21 protein-coding genes are annotated in these 20,536 nt (G+C 69.3%); 19 read left to right on the forward strand and 2 right to left on the reverse strand.

Annotated features, from left to right (window positions below):
* From nusA to VF584_16315, 11 genes are all read left to right on the forward strand, one after another.
* Entirely contained in the window at positions 1-1,362 is a 1,362-nt protein-coding gene (nusA, locus tag VF584_16265) for a transcription termination factor NusA (protein ID HEX8211730.1), read from the forward strand.
* Between the two features lie 7 nt (positions 1,363-1,369).
* The gene (locus VF584_16270) at positions 1,370-1,723 is read left to right on the forward strand and encodes a ribosomal L7Ae/L30e/S12e/Gadd45 family protein (GenBank protein ID HEX8211731.1); all 354 of its coding nucleotides are present in this window, start codon (positions 1,370-1,372) and stop codon (positions 1,721-1,723) included.
* Positions 1,724-1,744: 21 nt separating this feature from the next.
* Positions 1,745-4,717 carry a translation initiation factor IF-2 gene (gene infB / locus VF584_16275; protein HEX8211732.1) on the forward strand — a complete coding sequence of 991 codons (2,973 nt, stop codon included), beginning with the start codon at positions 1,745-1,747 and terminating at the stop codon, positions 4,715-4,717.
* A gap of 8 nt (positions 4,718-4,725) precedes the next feature.
* Entirely contained in the window at positions 4,726-5,007 is a 282-nt protein-coding gene (locus tag VF584_16280) for a DUF503 domain-containing protein (GenBank protein HEX8211733.1), read from the forward strand.
* A gap of 108 nt (positions 5,008-5,115) precedes the next feature.
* Entirely contained in the window at positions 5,116-5,523 is a 408-nt protein-coding gene (gene rbfA / locus VF584_16285) for a 30S ribosome-binding factor RbfA (GenBank protein ID HEX8211734.1), read from the forward strand.
* 76 nt (positions 5,524-5,599) lie between these two features.
* Positions 5,600-6,484, forward strand: coding sequence for a tRNA pseudouridine(55) synthase TruB (truB, locus tag VF584_16290; protein HEX8211735.1), 885 nt, complete (start codon positions 5,600-5,602; stop codon positions 6,482-6,484).
* A complete protein-coding gene (locus VF584_16295) occupies positions 6,481-7,449 on the forward strand; it encodes a bifunctional riboflavin kinase/FAD synthetase (protein HEX8211736.1) in 969 nt (322 codons plus the stop codon). Before truB ends, VF584_16295 begins: the two co-directional genes overlap by 4 nt.
* A 584-nt stretch (positions 7,450-8,033) precedes the next feature.
* On the forward strand, positions 8,034-8,318 hold the full coding sequence (locus tag VF584_16300; protein HEX8211737.1) for a hypothetical protein: 285 nt from the start codon (positions 8,034-8,036) through the stop codon (positions 8,316-8,318).
* Positions 8,319-8,321: 3 nt separating this feature from the next.
* The gene (locus tag VF584_16305; protein HEX8211738.1) at positions 8,322-8,525 is read left to right on the forward strand and encodes a hypothetical protein; all 204 of its coding nucleotides are present in this window, start codon (positions 8,322-8,324) and stop codon (positions 8,523-8,525) included.
* A gap of 40 nt (positions 8,526-8,565) precedes the next feature.
* Positions 8,566-8,769, forward strand: a complete 204-nt coding sequence (locus VF584_16310; protein HEX8211739.1) for a hypothetical protein — start codon at positions 8,566-8,568, stop codon at positions 8,767-8,769.
* Between the two features lie 115 nt (positions 8,770-8,884).
* On the forward strand, positions 8,885-9,088 hold the full coding sequence (locus VF584_16315; protein HEX8211740.1) for a hypothetical protein: 204 nt from the start codon (positions 8,885-8,887) through the stop codon (positions 9,086-9,088).
* Positions 9,089-9,165: 77 nt separating this feature from the next.
* Here the strand turns inward: VF584_16315 and VF584_16320 are convergent, their stop codons facing one another.
* Both VF584_16320 and VF584_16325 read right to left on the reverse strand, forming a co-directional pair.
* Positions 9,166-10,182, reverse strand: coding sequence for a hypothetical protein (locus VF584_16320; GenBank protein HEX8211741.1), 1,017 nt, complete (start codon positions 10,180-10,182; stop codon positions 9,166-9,168).
* Positions 10,179-10,475, reverse strand: a complete 297-nt coding sequence (locus VF584_16325; protein HEX8211742.1) for a hypothetical protein — start codon at positions 10,473-10,475, stop codon at positions 10,179-10,181. The genes VF584_16320 and VF584_16325 overlap by 4 nt, the downstream gene beginning before the upstream one ends.
* Before the next feature lie 1,164 nt (positions 10,476-11,639).
* Between VF584_16325 and rpsO the strand changes: the two genes are divergently transcribed.
* The 8 genes from rpsO to rodA all read left to right on the forward strand — a co-directional run bounded on the left by rpsO (position 11,640) and on the right by rodA (position 20,460).
* Entirely contained in the window at positions 11,640-11,906 is a 267-nt protein-coding gene (gene rpsO / locus VF584_16330) for a 30S ribosomal protein S15 (GenBank protein HEX8211743.1), read from the forward strand.
* A 251-nt stretch (positions 11,907-12,157) separates the two neighbouring features.
* Complete coding sequence (locus VF584_16335; GenBank protein ID HEX8211744.1) at positions 12,158-14,272, forward strand: polyribonucleotide nucleotidyltransferase; 2,115 nt, start codon at positions 12,158-12,160, stop codon at positions 14,270-14,272.
* Between the two features lie 314 nt (positions 14,273-14,586).
* Complete coding sequence (ald, locus tag VF584_16340; protein ID HEX8211745.1) at positions 14,587-15,699, forward strand: alanine dehydrogenase; 1,113 nt, start codon at positions 14,587-14,589, stop codon at positions 15,697-15,699.
* A 151-nt stretch (positions 15,700-15,850) separates the two neighbouring features.
* Positions 15,851-16,288, forward strand: a complete 438-nt coding sequence (gene dut, locus VF584_16345) for a dUTP diphosphatase (GenBank protein HEX8211746.1) — start codon at positions 15,851-15,853, stop codon at positions 16,286-16,288.
* A gap of 305 nt (positions 16,289-16,593) precedes the next feature.
* Entirely contained in the window at positions 16,594-17,631 is a 1,038-nt protein-coding gene (locus VF584_16350; GenBank protein HEX8211747.1) for a rod shape-determining protein, read from the forward strand.
* On the forward strand, positions 17,628-18,719 hold the full coding sequence (mreC, locus tag VF584_16355; GenBank protein ID HEX8211748.1) for a rod shape-determining protein MreC: 1,092 nt from the start codon (positions 17,628-17,630) through the stop codon (positions 18,717-18,719). Before VF584_16350 ends, mreC begins: the two co-directional genes overlap by 4 nt.
* An 18-nt stretch (positions 18,720-18,737) precedes the next feature.
* On the forward strand, positions 18,738-19,214 hold the full coding sequence (gene mreD, locus VF584_16360) for a rod shape-determining protein MreD (GenBank protein ID HEX8211749.1): 477 nt from the start codon (positions 18,738-18,740) through the stop codon (positions 19,212-19,214).
* Between the two features lie 10 nt (positions 19,215-19,224).
* Entirely contained in the window at positions 19,225-20,460 is a 1,236-nt protein-coding gene (gene rodA / locus VF584_16365) for a rod shape-determining protein RodA (GenBank protein HEX8211750.1), read from the forward strand.
* Positions 20,461-20,536: the final 76 nt, after the last annotated feature.

Genomic DNA, 20,536 nt, shown 5'->3' on the forward strand with positions numbered 1-20,536 from the left:
ATGAACAACGCGACGCAGGTGCTCGCGGCTTTCCGCGAGATGACCGCCAACAAGGCGATTTCCCGCGACGAGCTGCACGAGCTGATCAAGGACGGCATCCTCGCCGCGCTGGCCAAGCGCTACGGCCCCAACGTGGAGGCGGAGATCAACGTCGACGAGGCCACCGGCCGCATCGACATCACCGTCCTCAAGGAGGTCACGGCCGAGGTGGAAGACCCCTCGCGCCAGATCTCCCTGGAAGAAGCCCGCTGGGACGACCCGGAGTTCGAGGTCGGCGACATCATGGAGGTGCCGGTGGAGTTCGCGCAGTTCGGCCGCAACGCCGTGATGGCGGCCAAGCAGCGCATCCTCCAGCGCGTCCGCGAGGGCGAGCGCCAGAAGATCCGCGACGAGTACGAGCACCGCGTGGGCGAGCTCCTCTCCGGCGAGATCCAGCAGGTGGAGCGCGGCAAGCTGGTCATCCTCCTCAACCGCGCCCGCGACGCCGACGCCATCATCCCCTGGAAGGAGCAGAACCCGCGCGAGCGGTTCCGCCAGGGCGAGACGATCCGCGCCGTGCTCAAAAAGGTGGAGGAGACGCCCAAGGGGCCGCGGCTGATCCTTTCCCGCGCCGACCCGCTCTTCGTGGCCGCGCTCTTCAAGCTCGAAGTGCCCGAGATCCAGCAGGGGATCGTGGAGATCAAGGGCAGCGCGCGTGAAGTGGGCGGGCGCACCAAGGTGGCCGTGTCGTCGCGCGACGAGTCGATCGATCCGGTGGGCGCGTGCGTGGGGCTCAAAGGAAGCCGCGTCCGCGCGGTGGTGCAGGAGCTGGGCGGCGAGCGCATCGACATCGTCCCCTGGCACCCGGACCCGGAGATCTACGCCAAGCGCTCCCTTGCGCCGGCCCGCGTCGCCAAGGTGCTCTCGAACTACGAGACGCGCACCATGACGGCCATCGTGGACGAGGACCAGCTCTCGCTGGCCATCGGCCGCAACGGGCAGAACGTGCGGCTCGCGTCGCAGCTCATCGGCTGGCAGCTGGACCTGTTCGGATCGCGCGAGTGGCTGGAGCGCGGGGCTGAGCAGGCGCTGTTCGGCGGCGGCGGCGGCGACGGGGACTACGAGAGCACCGACTTCTCGCTGCGCGACCTCGCCGAGCTGGCTCCGGCCACGCTGGCGGCGCTGGAGGCGGCGGGGTACAACACCTTCTTCGACATCATCGACATGGAGCGCGAAGACCTGCTGCGCATCCCCGCCATCGGCCCCGCCGAGGCGGACCGGCTGGTGGAGATCATCGAGTCGATGACGGAAGAAGACACCGGCGACGCTCCGGAGGGGTTGACACCCGCCGACGACGCCGAGAATTTGCCGGTACCGGAATGAACAACGCGTGACGCAAGCCCTCCCTCGTCCCACCCAGCCGCCGGAGAAGGCGCTGGCCGACCTGCTGGGCCTTGCCGCCCGCGCACGGGGCCTGGTGCACGGCACGGACATGACGCGCAAGGCCGTGCGCGAGGGCGAGGTGCGCTGCGTCATCCTGGCGGGAGACGCGTCGCGGACGCAGGCGCAGAAGGTTCTTCCCCTTCTGCAGGCGCGCGGAGTACCTTTCCACGTATGTCTTTCGCGGGAGGCGCTGGGCTCCGCCATCGGGCGGGGCCCGGTTTCCGCTGTTGGAATCACGAACGATAGCTTCGCGAAGCGCGCGGCCGTGCTGGCCGCCGCGCTTTCATCACCGCAGGGCTGAGGAACGGAGAGAACAGAACAGATGCGTGTGTTCGAAGTCGCCAAGGAACTGAGCGTTCCCGCTGAGTCCCTGGTGCACCTCCTCCGGGAGATGGACGTCCCCATCCGCAGCCACATGTCGGATCTGGCCGACGAGCACGTCGCCCGGCTCCGCACGCTGATCGAGCGTGAGCGGCGCCTGGGCCACAAGGACGTGGGCGAGGCGCTGGAAGCCGCCATCGGCGACGTCGCCGGCGCCCCCAAGCGCCGCCGCCGCAAGCGCGAAGAGACCGAGGAAGCTCCCGAGAACGCCTCCGACTCGACCGCCGACCCGGTGGCCGACGCCGCCGAGGCGATCATGGCCGAGGCCGCCGAAGCCGCCGCCGAGCGTGGCGCCGCCCTGGTGACCACCGGCGGCGCGCCCCCCACCGGCGTGACCGTGGTGGTGGACTCGTCCGTCGTGCCGGCCGCCGAGCCCGGCGAGACGCTGGAGGCCGCCCCCGGCGCCGCCGCGCCCGTGGAGGAGACGGTGGCCAACGCCCCCGCCTCGCCGCCGCAGCCGGCGGCGGAGGACGTGCCCCCGCGCGCCGCCCCCATCTCGGCGCGCCCGCCGTCGCAGCGTACGCTGCGCCCCGATGCGCGCCCGGAAGGCGCGCCGCGCCAGGAGAACCGGCCCCCGCGCGAGCCGCTGCGTCCCGCGGCATCGTCGGGACCGGCCGCCCCGCCGCGTCCCACCCCGCCCCCCTCGGTGCGCCCGCAGGCGCCCGGCGGGCGTCCGGGGCAGGGCGGCGAGCGCCGTCCCCCGGCGGACACGCGCGGCGCCGCGGAGACTCCGCGTCCGGCGCGTCCCAACGACTTCGTGCCGCGTCCGGCGCGCGCCGGCGCTCCGCCGATGCCGAGCCGCACGGGCGGTGCGCCGCCTTCGGCCCGCACCGGCTCGTTCGGCCCGCCGCGCGCCGGCGGTGACGGCTCGGGGCGCAACGTTCCCGGCGCCGGCGCCAACGCCGGCGTGAGCAGCACGGGCAAAAAGGACAAGAAGAAGGGGAAGAAGGGGAAGGGCTCGGTCGACCAGGGGGCGGTGGACGCCAACTTCCGGAAGACCATGGCCGCCATGGACGGCGGCGGCGACCGGCGCAAGAAGGGCCGGGGCCGTCGCGACCTGGGCCCCACGCAGCACGAGCGTCGCGAGGAAGAGCTGCAGCGCCAGCGCACCGAGGAGGCCACCACCGTCCGCGTCAACGAGTTCCTGACGGTGGCGGAGCTGGCCGAGCTGATCGACGTGCCGGCGAGCCACATCATCGGCTCGGCGTTCAAGAACCTCGGGATGATGGTCACCATCAACCAGCGGCTCGACTTCGACCAGATCGAGCTGCTGCTGGACGAGTTCGGCTTCAGCGCCATCCGCGAGGAGGAGTACGCCGCGGACCACGGCGAGGAAGACGCCGAGCCGGACGCCGAGAGCACGCTGCGCGCGCGGCCGCCGGTGGTCACCGTCATGGGCCACGTGGACCACGGCAAGACGTCGCTCCTGGACTACATCCGCAAGACCAACGTCATCGCGGGCGAGTCCGGCGGCATCACGCAGCACATCGGCGCGTACCACGTGCAGCTCCAGGACGGGCGCGCCATCTCCTTCCTGGACACCCCGGGCCACGCGGCCTTCACCGCGATGCGCGCCCGCGGCGCCGAGGTGACCGACGTGGTCATCCTGGTGGTGGCGGCCGACGACTCGGTGATGCCGCAGACCATCGAAGCGATCTCGCACGCCAGGAACGCCGGCGTGCCGATCGTGGTGGCGGTCAACAAGGTGGACCTGCCGGACGCCAACCCGCAGCGCGTCAAGCAGGACCTCCTCCAGCACGGCATCGTGCTGGAAGACTTCGGCGGCGACGTGATGTCGGCCGAGGTGTCGGCGAAGCGCGGGCTGGGGGTGGAAGACCTGCTGGAGAAGGTCCTCCTGCAGAGCGACCTGCTGGACCTGCGCGCCAACCCGGCGCGCGAGGCCGCGGGCGTCGTCATCGAGGCGCAGCTCGACATCGGCAAGGGGCCGGTCGCCACGGTGCTCGTCACCAACGGCACCCTGCGCGTGGGCGACCACGTGGTGTGCGGCCTGTACAACGGCCGCATCCGCGCGATGCTGGACGAGCGCCAGCACCCGGTGGCGGCGGCCGGACCCGCGATCCCGGTGCAGATCCTCGGCCTTCCCGGCGTCCCCAACGCCGGCGACCAGATGGTGTCGATGGACCAGGACCGCGCCGCCGAGATCGCGCAGACCCGCCAGCGGCTGGAGCGCGAGAAGAGGATGCGCATCCGCAGCCGCGGCGTGAAGCTGACGGACCTGTCGAAGATGCTGGCCAAGGGCGAGCGCGTGACGCTCAACCTGGTCATCAAGGGCGACGTGGACGGCTCGGTGCAGGCGCTCTCCGACTCGCTGGAGCAGCTCTCCACCAGCGAGGTGCAGGTGCAGGTGATCCACCGCGGCGTGGGCGCCATCAACGAGTCGGACGTGCTGCTGGCGTCCACCTCCAGCGCCATCGTCGTGGGCTTCCACGTGCGCCCCACCGGCGAGGCCCGCCAGGTGGCCGAGCGGGAGGACGTGGACATCCGCCTCTACAACATCATCTACGAGGTGGTGGACGAGGTGAAGCTGGCGATGGAGGGCCTCCTGTCGCCCGAGCAGCGCGAGGTGCTGCTGGGCACGGCCGAGGTGCGCCAGCTCTTCAAGGTGCCGCGCGTGGGGACGGTGGCCGGCTGCATGGTCACCCGCGGCGTGCTGGAGCGCCGTGGCCGCATCCGCGTGATCCGCGACGCGGTGCAGATCTACGAGGGCGAGCTGGGGTCGCTGAAACGGTTCAAGGACGATGCGCGCGAGGTCCGCGAGGGCTTCGAGTGCGGCCTGAACGTGTCCAACTTCAACGACATCAAGATCGGCGACGTGCTGGAGTGCTACCGGGTGGAGGAGGTTGCGCGCACGCTGGCCGGTGCCGCCGCCGAGGAAGCCGCCCGCGCCACCTGAGCTGAGCCGTGACGGTGGGGGTGGTCGTGTGGGAGCTCCACATCGCCGGGTGCCAGTCCCTCAAGGACAAGCGCCAGGTGGTGAAGAGCCTCAAGGACCGCCTCCACCATCGTTTCAACGTGTCCGCCGCCGAGACGGGGCACCACGACCTGCATCAGCGCGCCGAGATCGCCGTCTGCGTGGTCTCGGCCGACCGGAAGCATGCCCAGCAGGTCCTCTCCTCGTGCGACACGATGGTGGAGATGGACGGGCGGGCCAGGATCGTGGATTCGTATACGACGTACTACTGACGGGAATGGGGAATGGGGAATGGGGAATGGTAACTGCTAACGACCACCCGCGTTGGCTTTTGCCGTTCCCCATTCCCGATTCCCCACTTCCCCATTCCCCATCTGTACATGCCGCGCTTCAAGCGAACCGACCGAATCAACGAGCAGCTCAGGGAAGAGATCTCTCTGCTGGTGCGCGACGCCGTGCGCGACCCGCGGGTGTCGCTGGCCACCATCACGGCCGTGCAGACCTCGCCCGAGCTGGACCACGCCAAGGTGTACTTCACGGCGCTGGGGACCGACGAGGAGCGCAAGGAGCTGCTGGCCGGCCTGCGCAGCGCGGCGCCCTTCATCCGCAAGGCGCTGGGGCAGCGGCTGCACATGCGCCGCATTCCCGAGCTGCACTTCGAGCAGGACCGGGTGCTGGAGGAGGCGCAGCGGATCGAGCAGCTCCTGCGCGAGGCGCTCCCCTTCGACCGTCTCACCGAGACGCCGCCGGACAGCTCGCTGGCTCCCAAGGAAGAGGACGACGCGTGACCCGCGCCTCACGCGCACGGGGGGCTCTCCGCCGGAGCCCCCCGTTCCCCATTCCCCATTCCCCATTCCCCCGTTGTTGACCGGCGTCCTTCCCGTCGACAAGCCCGTCGGTCCCACGTCGCACGATGCGGTGGCCCACGTGCGCCGCGCCCTGCGCACGCGCCAGGTGGGGCACACCGGGACGCTGGACCCCTTTGCGTCCGGCCTCCTGCTGGTGTGCGTCGGCCAGGCCACGCGCCTCGCCGAGTACCTGACCGGCCTCCCCAAGGCCTACGCCGCCACCCTGCGCCTGGGCGAGACCACCGACACCGATGACCTCACCGGCGAGGTCGTCGGCGGGAGCGCGTCGTGGCGCGACCTGACGTACGACAAAGTCGAGGCCGCGCTCCTGCGCCAGGTGGGGACGATCCAGCAGCTTCCCCCTACTTACTCCGCGAAAAAGGTGGATGGCGAGCGCATGTACGCCGTCGCGCGCCGCGGCGGCGAGGTGGAGCGCAAGCCGGTCACCGTCACCATCCACGAGATCAGGGTGACGCGCGTGGAGCTTCCCGAAGTGGATTTCGAGGTGGTGTGCGGGAGCGGCACCTACATCCGCGCCATCGCCCGCGACGCAGGCGAGGCGCTGGGCACGGGCGCCCACCTACGCGCGCTGCGCCGCACCCGCGTGGGCGCGCACGGCATCGAGCACGCCGTCCCGCTGGACGCGCTGGCGGACGAGGATCGCGTCCGCGCCGCCATGCTCACCCCGCTGGACGCCCTCGCCGGCCTCCCGCGCGTGGCGGTGGATGCGGCCGGGGAAGCGGCGCTCGGCTTCGGCCGTGCCATCCCCGCCCCCCCCGACGCGCCGCAGGGAGTGCCGCTCGCCCTCGCCGGCGCGGACGGCCGCCTCCTGGCCATCGGTGAGCGCGCGGGAGACGCCATCAAGCCGCGCAAGGTCTTCCCCGCGGAGGTGGCAGGGTGACCCCCACGCACCGCGACGAGCCGCGGGAGTTCGCCATCGACCCCGCGCTCCCGCCCGCGCTGCCCCGCGACGGGCGTCCGGCCGTGGTGACCGTGGGCACCTTCGACGGCGTGCATCGCGGCCATCGCGAGGTGCTGGAAGAGATCGGGCGGCGGGCCGAGCGGGTGGGCGGGCGCAGCATCCTGGTGACCTTTCATCCGCACCCGCTGCGCATCGTCCGCCCGGAGCACGCGCCACCGCTGCTGACCACGGTCACGGAGAAGCGCGACATCCTGGCGCAGAGCGGGCTGGAGTACGTCGTCTTCGTCCCCTTCACCCGCACCCTCCAGCGCTACTCCGCGCGCCGCTTCGTCGAGGAGATCCTCGTGCGGCGCGTGGGGATGCGCGAGCTGGTGATCGGCTACGACCACGGCTTCGGCCGCGACCGCGAGGGGAGCGTCGGCACCCTGCGCCAGATCGGCCAGGAGATGGGCTTCGAGGTGGACGTCGTCACAGCCGTGGAGGTGGACGGCGAGCCGATCTCCTCCTCCCGCATCCGCCGCCTCCTCGGCGACGGCGACGTCGGCGCGGCCAACCGGCTCCTGGGCCGCTCCTACACCGTCGACGGCGTCGTGGTGCGCGGCGAGCGCAAGGGGAGGGAGCTGGGCTTCCCCACCGCCAACATCCAGGTCGGCGATCCGGAGAAGATGCTTCCGCGCGAGGGGATCTACGCGGTCCACGGCTGGGTGCGCGGCGAGCGGCTCCCCGGGCTCCTGCACCTGGGCCCGCGCCCCACCTTTGCGGGCTTCGCCCCCAGCGTCGAGCTCTGGCTCATGGACTGGAGCGGCGACATCTACGGCGACCGCGTCCGCGTGGAGTTCGTCGAGCGCATCCGCGACATCCTCCCCTTCACCTCCGCCGACGCCCTCATCCACGCCATGCACGCCGACGAGCAGCGCGGCCGCGAGATCCTGGGTTTCACGTAGTCCCCTGCGGGCCGCCCGTTCCACGACACACGTCGGACGAGCGATGCCGCGCGTGGCGGTGTTCGCTCGGCGACCGCCGGAAAGCTTGACCACCATAGGTGCTGCTTGCATCATCTGAGAGTCGCGGATGCAGCACCTTTACCTCTACCGAGCGCCGGACCCACACCTTCGGGACACCTGTCGAACAGCCGATCTCAGCGTCTGGCCGTCTTCGCTCTTCTCGGGCCTTAACGGTTGACCGTCCGCGCCGACCTCCTCATCCTTCAGTCGACCGGAGGCAGCGGTGAGATCCTCCATTGCCCAGCACGAACGCGGCGCACGGAGGCTCGGATCGGAACACGAAAGCTCAGCCTGAACGACTTCCAAGGCGTCTCGGTGAAGGCGCGGGAGAGCTCATCCGCCACGAGCCGGTCGAACACGGGGTTATCTACAGCGCCGCAGGGAAGGCGTTGTACTATGTGCGTAGCCGCCTGGAAGAGCCAAATCGAGTTACGGTCCCATTGGGCAAAGCGGGCTTGCTTCGGGGCAACGTGTTCGTGCACAATCATCCGAGGAGTGATTCCTTCTCTGAGGCGGACATCTGGATGCTGCTGAGGCATGGCGTGAGAGTGGTGTATGCTTACGGCCCGGAGCGGGCTTACCGTATGACGGCGATGGCGGGCACGCGCCGGTTCGGGTATGCTCAAGAGTCTGCGGGACGTGCGGAGCTGCATGCGGCGTTCTGGAGATCGATGAGCCAGGCACGCGCGCGATTCCGCCGTTTCGCGGAAGCAGGCTTGCTCTCCGAACCGGAGGCATGGATTGGGCAGACGCACAGCGTGGCACGCAAGATGTCATCGCACTTCCGGTTTGCTTATCAGGAGATCTGAGCAATGATCATCGTCGAGCTTCCAGTGGCGCCGTATTCACCGCCGGGGAAGATCCAGGAGTGGATAACCGAACTCGAGGCGATGCGTAAGAGTCCTCACGCAGAGCCTTACGATCTCTGGCTCATCGGGGAGTATCTCGTGATGGCGCAGGGTTGGCTCGACGAAGCACAGTCGAGTCTCGGCACCGAGAGTGGAAGCGCGGCCTAACTTGCCGCGGTTCCAACTCACCTAATCCAGGGGCTAAGCGATGATGATCATCGACGTTCCAGTGGCTTCCTACTCGCAGCCTTCGAAGATCCGAGCCTGGATCGCTGAGCTTGAACTGGCGCGCGAGGACCAGGACGCAGAGCCTTTCGACCTGGTGCGCATCGAGCAGTACCTCGTGAGGACACGAGGGTGGCTGGCCAGAGGTGAGCAGCAGGCTTCGCTCGAGAGTGGAAACGCCGCGTAGCCCAGGTTCAGGAATGCTCGACGCCTAGCGGGTATACGCACAGCGTCGCACCCATCACGGCGTGGTTCGCGTGCTGTCGGGGCCGCTCGGCTTCGCATACCTGGAGATCTGAACGATGCTGCTGATCGACACCCCGGTCACTCCCTACTCCTCCGCGATGCGTATCCGTGCCTGGATCGATGAGCTTGAGGGAATGCGGGTAGAATTTCGTGCGGACAGGGATGCGCTTGCCACGATCGAGCAGCATCTGATCACCGCCCGGGAATGGCTCGAAGGCGTGGAGGCACGAACGAAACATAGGGGCGAGAGCGCAGCCTGAGTTGTTCCACCTCCCACGCGGAGACGAGAGCGATGTTGATCGTCGAGCTTCCGGTGTTCCGCACGTAATGCAGCCGTTCAGGGGATGCCCGGCCGGCGCACCGTGCCGCCTCGACGACGCTGCCCTATGAGCCAGGCCGCGATGGCGAAGGCAGCCACAGCCGCGCACCTAGCACCGATCTCTACGCGGAACTCGACGGCCGTGTTGGCGCGATCCGCCTTCGTAGATCTCAGACCGGGCAGTTCCACCACACCATTTTCGGTTCGCTCCGGCCGCTCTGCCGTCGCAACCGGCGCCCGCTCGGGCTCGGCCCGGGGTGGCCCGGTGGCCGGCTCTTCATCCGCCCGAGTTTCGCCCCCCTCACGGACCCCTAGATTGGTGCCCGCTCCTACGGCTTCATCCGCTCCGACGGTCTCGTCCGTGGCTGCGCCCTTTTTGGACCTGCGGCCGAACGTTCCGGTTCCGAGACGCACGGCCGCAGTGGTAAATCCCAGGACCAGGAGAGCCACGCCGGCCGTGTACCCCGTGCCCAGCATGGCGGTGGTGGCGCGGTTCCAACCCTGCGGGAATCTCTCTGCGCCAGGCGCTCCCCTGTATTCGAGGAACGATTTGAAATGGTGTGGACGGACACCCGCCGACGTGCGAGGGGGTGGGTCATTGAGTTGCTGAAGTTCACGGAGGAGCTCCGGTCCGACCCACCGTGAGGTTCCGATCGGAATCACGATGCGGTACTGCGCGTGATCTTCCCCGAACTCGTAGTTGACCGACCGGCTGTCGAGGAAGTTTCGGTAGAGTGCCAGAATCGCGAGGCTGCCTAGAAGGCACAGCGCGCAGAACTCCGCGACCCTGGACACGTCGAATGCCGCGATACGGGGGCTTGCCACCAGAATGAGTATGGCGATCCCCGATCCAGCTATTTTGGCGATCAACGGAAAGGATTCAGCTCCGACAGGATACCACTGTTGCTCCGCAAGCACGTTATAGCCGGGAATGAACTGCACGAGGGCCGAAATCGCGATCAGCAGCAACTTGGCCCCGTTCGCGATTCCGACCGCGCCTTCCTTCTCGGCCGCCTGCGAGGTATCCTCGCTCATGCCCCACCGCAAGAAAGCGGGGTGCCAGCCTGCATCATGTTCAGGCGGACCACGGTGTTGCTGTTGTTCGATGGACGTACGAGCCGCTGGTATACGCGGCCGTACTGGCGCACGACGAGCACGTAGGAGGTGGCATTCCCGCGCCCCCGGACCGGGTTCCCCGAAGTCGTCCGCCCAAGATAGGGCCTACCCGGCGCCAGGATCGGCCTCAGCGCGCAGAGCGCCGAGTTGGACAGCCCGCCGATCGGCTGCAAAACCAGGTACACGTCCGCACCCGGGGCAGTCGTAGTCACTTCCACGGATCCACCCGATCTCGGCATCGAAGCGGTCGGCGGGCTTGGGGGAACGGGTGGAGGAATGGCGGGGGGCGGTGGAGGTAGATCACCCACTAGAAGCTTTGCGCCCAGGGTCAGGCTTCCCGTGGCCGCGTAGCGATCGCTCGGGCCCGCCGCGGCAGTGTGAGCGGGCGTATTGTACGCGCGAAGGGCGCGATCGCTCGGCCCCGCCGTGGCGTCGTATTGATCACGTGAGCTCGCCGTGGTGAACGACGGCGTGGTGATGTGAGCGGGCGAATCGTACGCGTGCAGAGCGGCTTCCGCGAAAAGGGTGAGCCGGTCGCTCAATGGGAGCAACTCGATGCCCAGCGCGACGACGCCCTGTCCGACGGTGGCGCTGCCCGCATCATTCGCAAAGCATACACTGCTTGGGCCCCCGGGTCCTTCGATGCAGGTCACCTCCGTGCCCCTGGAAACCGTGAGGCCGCCTGCGCCGAGGTACAGGTAGGTAGAGGCGATGGATGGGGGGGCGCTGCTGGGAAGAAAGGGACGGAGCACCACCCCGGCATCGTACAGCGCCATGTGGGTGCGGAACGACCCGTTTAGACCCGTCGGAGGGCCGTTCGGTCTCTCCACGGAGCCGGCCGCGTACGAAGCGCTGGCCCGTGCCCCGACTCTGGGGCTGAACCATAAGGTGGCATGCGCACCCGCGGTTACGCCGGGCCCCACCGATCCACCTCCCTCAGAGGTTGAAAACCAGGGAGTGGTATACGCCGCGCCTGCCTGTGCCGCGAGCTCGAACTGGCTCGCCCGGCGCGGCGGAAGCGACTCCTGCGCGCTGGCCGCGTTGGCGGACGCGGTGAGTGCCGATACCAGAGTGGCTGTCACGAGGCGAAAGCTCTGACACATAGTGAGCGGCGCGGGAGAAGCGGGGGCGCTGAAGGGGGCTTGCAGCAGGGAATCCCGCTGGTGCCGGGTTCACGATAAGCAGCGCTTGTTGTATGTCAAGGTTCTTCCCGGTAGGCGACTCCATGCCGGCGCACCACGGGACGGAGTTGTGCAAAACGGCCGAACCCGCTAAATTCCACGGCTTGCAAGTTGATCCAGCGACGTTTCCGAACAAGAAGCATCGAAGGGTCGGCTACTTCCTGATCAGTATCAACTCCTCTGGAGGTTCCGATCGTGGCCGAGACGCTCGAGCGCGAAGACATCATCAAGAAGTACCAGCTCCACGAGAACGACCGTGGCTCCACCAAGGTGCAGGTTGCGCTGCTCACGTCGCGCATCAACCACCTGACCGGTCACTTCCGCGAGCACAAAAAGGATCACCACAGCCGCCGTGGCCTCCTCAAGATGGTCGGCCAGCGCCGCAGCCTGCTGGACTACCTCAAGCGCAACGACCTGGAAGGGTACCGCGCGCTGATCGCGGACCTCGGGCTGCGCCACTGAGATTGGCCGGCCGGCGGCAGCTTCGCGGGATGGCGGCGGCGCGCTTCGGCGTGCCGTGCCCGGCCGTCCGCGGAGGGTGTACGAAGCACGCATGAGCCACCGCGAGGCCGCACGGGGAAGTCCCCGTGCGGCCTTGTCGCGTGGATAGCAACAAGAAGCGGAAAAACAAGGCGATTCGCGGGCCGTGTGCACGGGGGAGCACGGTGCCGCTCGCGGCCTCCCCCGGCAATCCTGCAGAACGGAAAGAGAAAATGGCAAAGCTGGAAAGACAGTTCGCGGGGCGCCCGCTGATCATCGAGACGGGCCGGATGGCCCGCCAGGCCGATGGCTCGTGCACCCTGCAGTTCGGCGAGACGATGGTGCTGTGCGCGGCGACGGCGCAGGACAACCCCACCCACCTCCCGTTCTTCCCCCTCACCGTGGAGTACCGCGAGCGCACCTACGCCGCGGGGAAGTTCCCCGGCGGGTTCATCAAGCGCGAGGGGCGCCCTTCGGACAAGGAGATCCTGGCCGCCCGTCTGACCGACCGGCCGCTGCGTCCCCTCTTTCCGGAAGGGTTCGCGAACGAGGTGCAGATCTTCGTGACGGTGGTCTCGGCGGACCAGCAGAACGACGCCGACGTGCTGGCGGTGACCGGCGCGTCGATGGCGCTGGCGCTTTCCCGCATTCCGTTCGCGGAGCCGGTGGCGGCGGTGCGCATCGGGCGGATCCAGGGGCACTGGGTGCTGAACCCGACCTTTGAGCAGCTCGGCTACAGCACGCTGGACGTGATCGTGGCCGGCACCGAGAGCGCCATCACCATGGTGGAGGGCGGCGCAAACGAGGTGAGCGAGGACGAGATCGCCGACGCGCTGGTGGCGGCGCACGCCGGGATCCGCGAGCTGATCGCGATCCAGCGCGAGGTGGTGGCGATGATCGACAAGCCGGCGACGATGTCGTGGACGCCCAAGGCCGCTTCGGCCGAGATCCGCGCCCGCGTGGAGTCGCTGGCGGCCGACCGCGTGTCGCAGGCGCTGCGCATCGCGGACAAGCACGGGCGCGCCGACGCGCTGAGCACCGCCCGCACCGAGACGCTGGCCGCGCTGGCCGAGGAGTTCCCGGAGGGCGAGAAGGACATCGGCTCGGTGTTCAAGGACCTGGAGAAGCGCACCATGCGCGAGATGATCCTGGCCGAGGGCGTGCGCTCCGACGGGCGCAGCACGGACCAGGTGCGTGGGATCACGGTGGAGACCGGCGTCCTGCCGCGCGCGCACGGTTCGGCGCTCTTCACCCGCGGGCAGACGCAGTCGCTGGGCACCGCCACGCTCGGCACGCAGGACGACGAGCAGGCGTACGACACCATCGACTTCCCCACGCAGCAGAAGAAGTCGTTCATGCTGCACTACAACTTCCCGCCGTACTCCACCGGCGAGGTGCGCCCCATGCGCGGCACGAGCCGCCGCGAGATCGGGCACGGGCACCTGGCGGAGCGCGCGCTGGAGCCGCTGCTGCCGGCGTACGAGGAGTTCCCGTACACCATCCGCATCGTGAGCGACATCCTGGAGAGCAACGGGTCGTCGTCGATGGCGTCGGTGTGCTCGGGCTCGCTGGCGCTGATGGATGCCGGCGTGCCGATGCGCGCCGCCGTGGCGGGCGTGGCGATGGGGTTGATCAAGGAGGGCGACCGCGTCGCCATCCTGACCGACATCCTGGGCTCCGAGGACGCGCTGGGCGACATGGACTTCAAGGTCGCCGGCACGCGCGAGGGCGTCACCTCCATCCAGATGGACATCAAGCTGGAGGAGGGCCTCTCCACCGACCTGCTGCGCGAGGCGCTGCGCAAGGCGTACACGGGGCGGATGCACATCCTGGACGAGATGGACAAGGCGCTCGCCGCGCCGCGCCCGGAGATGTCGCCGTACGCGCCGCGGATCATCACCATCAAGGTCCCCGTGGCCAAGATCGGCGAGATCATCGGGCCCAAGGGGAAGACGATCCGCGCGATCCAGGAGTCGACCGGCGCGTCGATCAACATCGACGACGACGGCACGGTGACGATCGCCGCGGTCGGGCGCGAGGCCGGCGAGATGGCGCGCCGGATGATCGCCGGGATGACCGAGGAGGCCGAGGTGGGCCGCATCTACGACGGTGTGGTCAAGAACACCACCGCCTTCGGGGCGTTCGTGGAGATCCTTCCGGGTACCGAGGGGCTGCTCCACATCTCCGAGATCCAGGACGGGCGCCTGGACAAGACGGAGGACGCGCTCAAGAAGGGCGACGCCGTGCAGGTGAAGCTCCTCTCGATCGACGAGAAGGGCCGCCTGCGCCTGTCGCGCAAGGCCGCGCTGGCCGAGCTGGCGCAGAAGGGCGATTCGCAGCCGGCCTGAGCCGCGCTGTTGATCTCGTGAGAGCGCCCGGGCACCGTTGCGGTGCCCGGGCGTTTTCCATTGGTCAGATATCGTAACTGCAGCCTCACACAGAGACACAGAGGGTACGGAGAGAACGGCAGAAGGTGTTCTCCGCGGCTTGCGGTTCCCCTCTGTGTCCTCTGTGTGAGGCTTGTTGCGGTTCCGGGGTACGTTTCTGGCTGAGGGGCGCGGAGGCTCGCCAAACGGATGCGGGCGTGCCATATTGTGCGCCCGCCCGCCCCGCGGCTGTCGCGGGCGCTTGCGATACACCTCCCATCAGGCGAAGACCGCTCATGCTGATCGGGGTTCCGAAAGAGATCAAGACCAACGAAAACCGCATCGCCCTGGTGCCCGCCGGGGCCGAGGCGCTCGTGCAGTCCGGCCACCGCGTTATGGTGGAGCGCGGGGGCGGGCTGGGGAGCGGTTTCTCAGACGCACAGTACGAGGCGGCCGGCGCCACCATCCACGACGTGGAAGAGGTGTGGGCCCGCGCCGAGATGATCATGAAGGTCAAGGAGCCGATCGCGGTGGAGTACCCGCGCATCCGGCCCAACCAGCTCCTCTTCACCTACTTCCACTTCGCGGCCGACGAGGTGCTCACCCGCGCCCTGATCGACTCCAACGCGGTGGCGGTGGCGTACGAGACGGTGCAGCTCCCCAACGGCGAGCTCCCGCTGCTCACGCCCATGAGCGAGGTCGCCGGCCGCATGGCGATCCAGGCGGGGGCCAAGTACCTGGAGAAGTACTACGGCGGCCGCGGGATGCTGCTGGGCGGCGTGCCGGGCGTGGCGCCCGCCAACGTGGTGATCATCGGCGGCGGCGTGGTGGGGATCAACGCGGCGAAGATGGCGGCCGGCTTCGGCGCCCGCGTCACCATCCTGGACCTGTCGCTGGACCGCCTGCGCTACCTCTCGGACGTGATGCCGGCGAACGTGGAGATGATCTACTCCAACCGCCACAACATCCTGGAGCGGCTGGAGACGGCCGACCTGCTGGTGGGCGCCGTGCTGGTGCCGGGCGCCAAGGCTCCCAAGCTGGTGCTGCGAGAGGATCTGAAGCGGATGAAGAAGGGCTCCGTGATCGTGGACGTGGCGGTGGACCAGGGCGGGTGCGTGGAGACGATCCGCCCCACGACGCACGAGAACCCGATCTACGAGATCGAGGGCGTGATCCACTACGGCGTCGCCAACATGCCGGGCGGGGTGCCGCGCACCTCCACCCTCGCGCTGACCAACGCAACCTTTCCGTACGCGGCGCGGCTGGCGCGCCTCGGGTGGGAGGAGGCGTGCCGGCAGGATCGCGCGCTCGCCCTGGGGCTGAACGTGGTCGGCGGGCAGGTGGTGTATCCGGGCGTCGCCGAGGCGTTCGGGCTGCCGCTGGTGGCGCTGGACAGCGTCCTGGCGTAACGCTCGCCGGGCGGATGCACGCGGGCCCGCACTCCATCACAGGGGTGCGGGCCTTCGTGCGTGTTCCGCGCTTGCTCTGGTCTCACGCGGAGGCGCAGAGACGCGGAGAGGCGCCGAGGCACCTTCTGAGTTTCCTACTTGACATGCGAACATGATCGTACGCTTTCGCAGGCTTCCCTCCAATCCCGACCTTCCGCTCCCGGCTCGGCAGACGCAGGGGTCGGCGGGGTACGACGTGGCCTCCGCCGAGCCGGACTTCGTGCTGGCGGCGGGGGAGCGAAGGCTGGTGGCGACGGGGCTGGAGATCGAGCTGCCGCCGGACATCGAGTGCCAGGTGCGGCCGCGCTCGGGACTGGCGCTGCGGCACGGGATCACTCTGCCGAACACGCCCGCCACCATCGACCCGGACTACCGTGGCGAGCTGCGGGTGATCGTCTGGAACGCGGGTTCGGAGCCGGTGCCGATTCCGCGCGGGACGCGGATCGCGCAGCTGGTGTTCGCGCGCTTCGAGACGCCGTCGGTGGAGGAGGCGGCGGAGCTGAGCGCCACCGACCGCGGCAGGGGCGGGTTCGGGTCCACGGGCGGGTGAGGGTTCAGCGCGGCAGGGGGGCGGCGGTGAGGGGGCGGGCACGGGGGCGATGAATCGCGCCCCTACGGTTGTGCCCATGCCCCATTCCCCATTCCCCACTTCCCCATTCCCCGCCGTTTCCCCCCCGGCATGCCCCGTGCATCTGAGCGCCCGCGCTGCGCGAACCCTGGATTCCGCCGGGTTGCGTGCGGTCAAGTGGGGGCATAGCTTCGGGTTCACCTAACCCACCCGCTCACAGGGTGCTACGCCTGCCCAGTCCGTCCCGCCGCGCGCGAGCCGCGCCGGGAGCACAGCCTCGGGAAGCAATGGTCTTCAGCTGGCTCAGAAAAGGAAACTTCATCCCGGTCAACGACATCGCCGTCGACCTGGGGACCGCCAATACGCTGGTGTACGTGAAAGGCGAGGGAATCGTCCTCAATGAGCCCTCGGTGGTGGCCGTGGAAAAGGCCACCAACAAGATCAAGGGGATCGGGCTGGAGGCCAAGCGCATGCTGGGGAGGACCCCGGAAGGCATCACCGCCGTGCGCCCCCTAAAGGACGGCGTGATCGCCGACGTGGACGTGACGGAGATCATGCTCCGCTACTTCCTGGAGACGGTCACCTCCAAGCGCTTCCTCAAGCTGAAGCCCACCATGGTGGTGGGCGTCCCCTCGGGGATCACGGAGCTGGAGCGGCGCGCGGTACGGTCCAGCGCGCACGCGGCCGGGGCCAAGGAAGTGTACATGGTGGCCGAGCCCATGGCCGCCGCCATCGGCGTGGGGCTTCCCGTGGAGACGCCCACGGGGAACATGGTGATCGACATCGGCGGCGGGACGACGGAGATCGCCGTGATCGCGCTGAGCGGGATCGTGTGCGACACCTCCATCCGCGTGGGCGGCGACGAGATCGACAACGCCATCGTCACCTTTCTGCGCAAGAACTACAACCTGATGATCGGCGAGGCCACGGCCGAGGCGGTCAAGATCCAGATCGGCAGCGCGTTCAGCACCGGCGACGAGCGGGAGATGGACGTCAAGGGGCGCGACCTCGTCTCCGGCATCCCGAAGACGGTGCGCGTGCACTCGCAGGAGATCCGCGAGTGCATCCAGGAGCCGATCCAGGCCATCGTGGAAGCGGTGCGCCGTGCGCTTGAGATCACCCCGCCGGAGCTGGCGAGCGACATCGTGGACCGCGGCATCGTGATGACCGGGGGCGGGGCGCTGATCCGCGGGCTGGACGTGCTGATCCAGCGCGAGACCAACCTGCCGATCCACGTGGACGAGGAGCCGCTCACCTGCGTGGTGCGCGGCGCCGGGCGCATCCTGGACGACGTGCAGAAGTACAGAGGAGTGTTGACGACGTGAGCACCTTTCGGCCCTACCTCAAAGGCGCGGGCGAGCGCGGGCGCAAGCGGGACCTGGGGATCGCCGCCGGGTTCACCGTGCTTGCGCTCCTCCTGTTCAACCTGCCGGACACGTACCGCACCGGGCTGGCGACGGGGGTGCGCAACACCGCGCTCTTCCCCGTGATCGCCATGCAGGGCGGGGCGGCGGACCGGGCCGGCCGCTTCGGCGACGCGGGCGAGCTGCGCGCCGAGCGCGACTCGCTGGCCGCGTTCCTGGTGGGGCAGGCCAACCTGGCCCAGGAGAACCGCGAGCTGCGGGCGCTGATGGGCTTTCGCGAGCGGCTGGGCTACACCTTCGTGGCGGCCGAGGCTTCGCGCGGGCGCGGCGTGGGCGCCACCGGCACGCTGCAGCTCTCCGCCGGGCGGCGCGAGGGGGTCGGCACCGCCGCGGCCATCGTGACCGCCGAGGGGCTGGTGGGTAGCGTGTGGCGGCTGGGCGACCGCTCGGCCGTGGGGATCGACTGGACGCACCCCGAGTTCGGGCTGAGCGTGATGACGCAGGACGGCGAGACGTACGGGATCGCCAAGCCCACCAACGGCCCGCAGGGCGAGCGGATGCTGGCGCTGACGCCGGTGGCCTTCCACACGCAGCCGCCCAACGGGTCGCTGATCGTGACCTCGGGCGACGGCGGGCTCTACCCGCGCGGAATTCCCGTGGGCCGCGTGGCGGGCGCGGGGCGCGCGGAGGGCGGCTGGCAGCGGGTGTACTACATCCGCCCCCTGGTGAGCCCCGCGCAGATGTCGCACGTGCTGATCCTGGGCGCGCCCACCAAGGCGCCGACCGATCAGGACCTGGCGGCGGCGTGGGGGGTGACGCTGAGCGCGGCCGAGCGCGACTCCGCGCGCGCCACCGGCCCGGCGGTCTCGCCCGACGCGGCGACGCCCACGGCTCCGGTGCGCCCGCAGCCCCGTGCCACGGCGCCGCGCCCCCGGCCCCAGCCGCGGCGCCCGGCGATCGTAGACCCGACTCCGGAGCTTCCCGGGCGCGTGGTGGACCCGAACGCGCCCCGGGTGCCGCCGGGGCTTCCGGCGCCGACCAACCCCTGACCGAGCGGCGGACTATCGATGACGGAAGGAACGCGGTGGCAGTTCGTGGGATTGATCGCGGGGCTGGTGATCCTCCATTTCGTGCTGCGGGTGGGGCTCGGGCTGGGGTTCTACGTCCCCGACCTGCTGACGGTGGCGCTGCTGCTGGCCGCGCGCCGCATGCGCGCCGGGGCCGCCGCCGGGCTGGGGGTGCTCTTCGGCGTGCTGGACGGCGCGGTGAATCCCTTCACCATGGGGGCCAGCGCGCTGGTGCTGGCGGTGCTGGGCTACCTGGCCTCCCGCTCGCGCGAGGTGCTGGCCGGCGACTCGCCGGTGCTCCTGGTGGCCTTTCTGGGGCTGGGGAAGTACCTGTTCGACGCGTTCCTGTGGGGAGTGCTCTCTTCGCGGTCCCTGGCGGGGCCCGCGTCCGTGCTGTTCACCCTCTCCCCGCTGGCGGCGCTGTACGCCGCGGCGGCGGGGCTGGCGGCCGTAACCGTGTACCGCGCGCTGGTGTAGGGATCCGTCTATGAGAAGGTACAGGGCGCTCCGGCTGGGGGACCCCCTCCTCTTCGGATTCGTTGTGGCGCTGGCGATCTTTGGGATCGCCATGGTGTTCAGCGCCGGCGTGGTGGACGTGGGGTACACCCGCGCCCAGGGGGCGTGGCGCGCCCAGATCATCTGGTTCTGCCTGTCGCTGATTCTGGTGCCGCTCATCCTGCGCGTTCCGGTGGGGTGGCTGGAGTGGGGCGCGCAGCCGGCCTACGCCCTCTCCCTGGTCCTCCTCCTCCTGGTCCCCGTCATCGGCTCCGGCGGCGAGACGACGGGCGGCATCAAGAGCTGGATCGTGATCGGGCCGCTGCGCCTGCAGCCGGCGGAGCTGGCGAAGCTGGCCACGGCCATGATGCTGGCGCGCGTCCTGGGCGAGTGGCGGGAGCCCCCGCGCACGCTGTGGGCGCTGTGGAAGCCGATCGTGGTGGTGATGGTGCCCATGGTGCTGGTGCTGGCGCAGCCCGACCTCGGCTCGGCGATGGTGTTCGGCTCGATCCTGGTGTGGTGCCTGTTCTGGGCCGGGACGCCGCTGATGACCATCTTCTTCCTGGTGAGCCCGGCGCTCTCGCTGTTCATCTCGATCAACCCGATCGTGTGGGGCGTGTACATCGTCGTATTGCTGATACTGCTGCTTTACCGCGACGCATTCCTGGCGGAGAAGGCCTCCATCTGGATGGCGAACGCCGTGGCGGGCGGCGTGGCGCTGCCGCTGTGGAACACGCTGAAGCCCTACCAGAAGAACCGCCTCCTGGTCTTCCTGGATCCGATGATCGACGCGCGCGGGGCGGGGTACAACCTGATCCAGTCGCGGGTGGCCATCGGGAGCGGCGGGCTGTGGGGGAAGGGGTTCCTGGACGGCTCGCAGAAGCGCCTGGCCTTCCTTCCCGAGCAGCACACCGACTTCATCTTCGCCGTGGTGGGCGAGGAGACGGGGTTCATAGGGGTGATGGCGGTGCTGGTCACCTTTGGCCTGATCTTCTGGCGGCTGATCCACATCGCCGAGCGCTCGCGCGACCCGTTCGCCTCTCTGGTGCCCATCGGGCTGCTGGGGAGCTGGTTCGCGCACGTGCTGGTGAACGTGGGGATGACGGTGGGGATCATGCCCATCACCGGCATCCCGCTCCCCTTCATCTCGTATGGCGGCTCGTTCCTCCTGCTGAACATCGTGGCGATGGCGGTGGTGCAGCGAATAGCCGCGGAGACGGCGAGATAGCGGAACTGCAGGGATGAGGGATGGGGGATCAGGGATGAGGCGCGTCTCCGCGGCATCTCCTGTTCCCTCTCCCTAA

It is taken from the genome of Longimicrobium sp. (assembly GCA_036389135.1).
Taxonomy (GTDB): Bacteria; Gemmatimonadota; Gemmatimonadetes; order Longimicrobiales; family Longimicrobiaceae; genus Longimicrobium.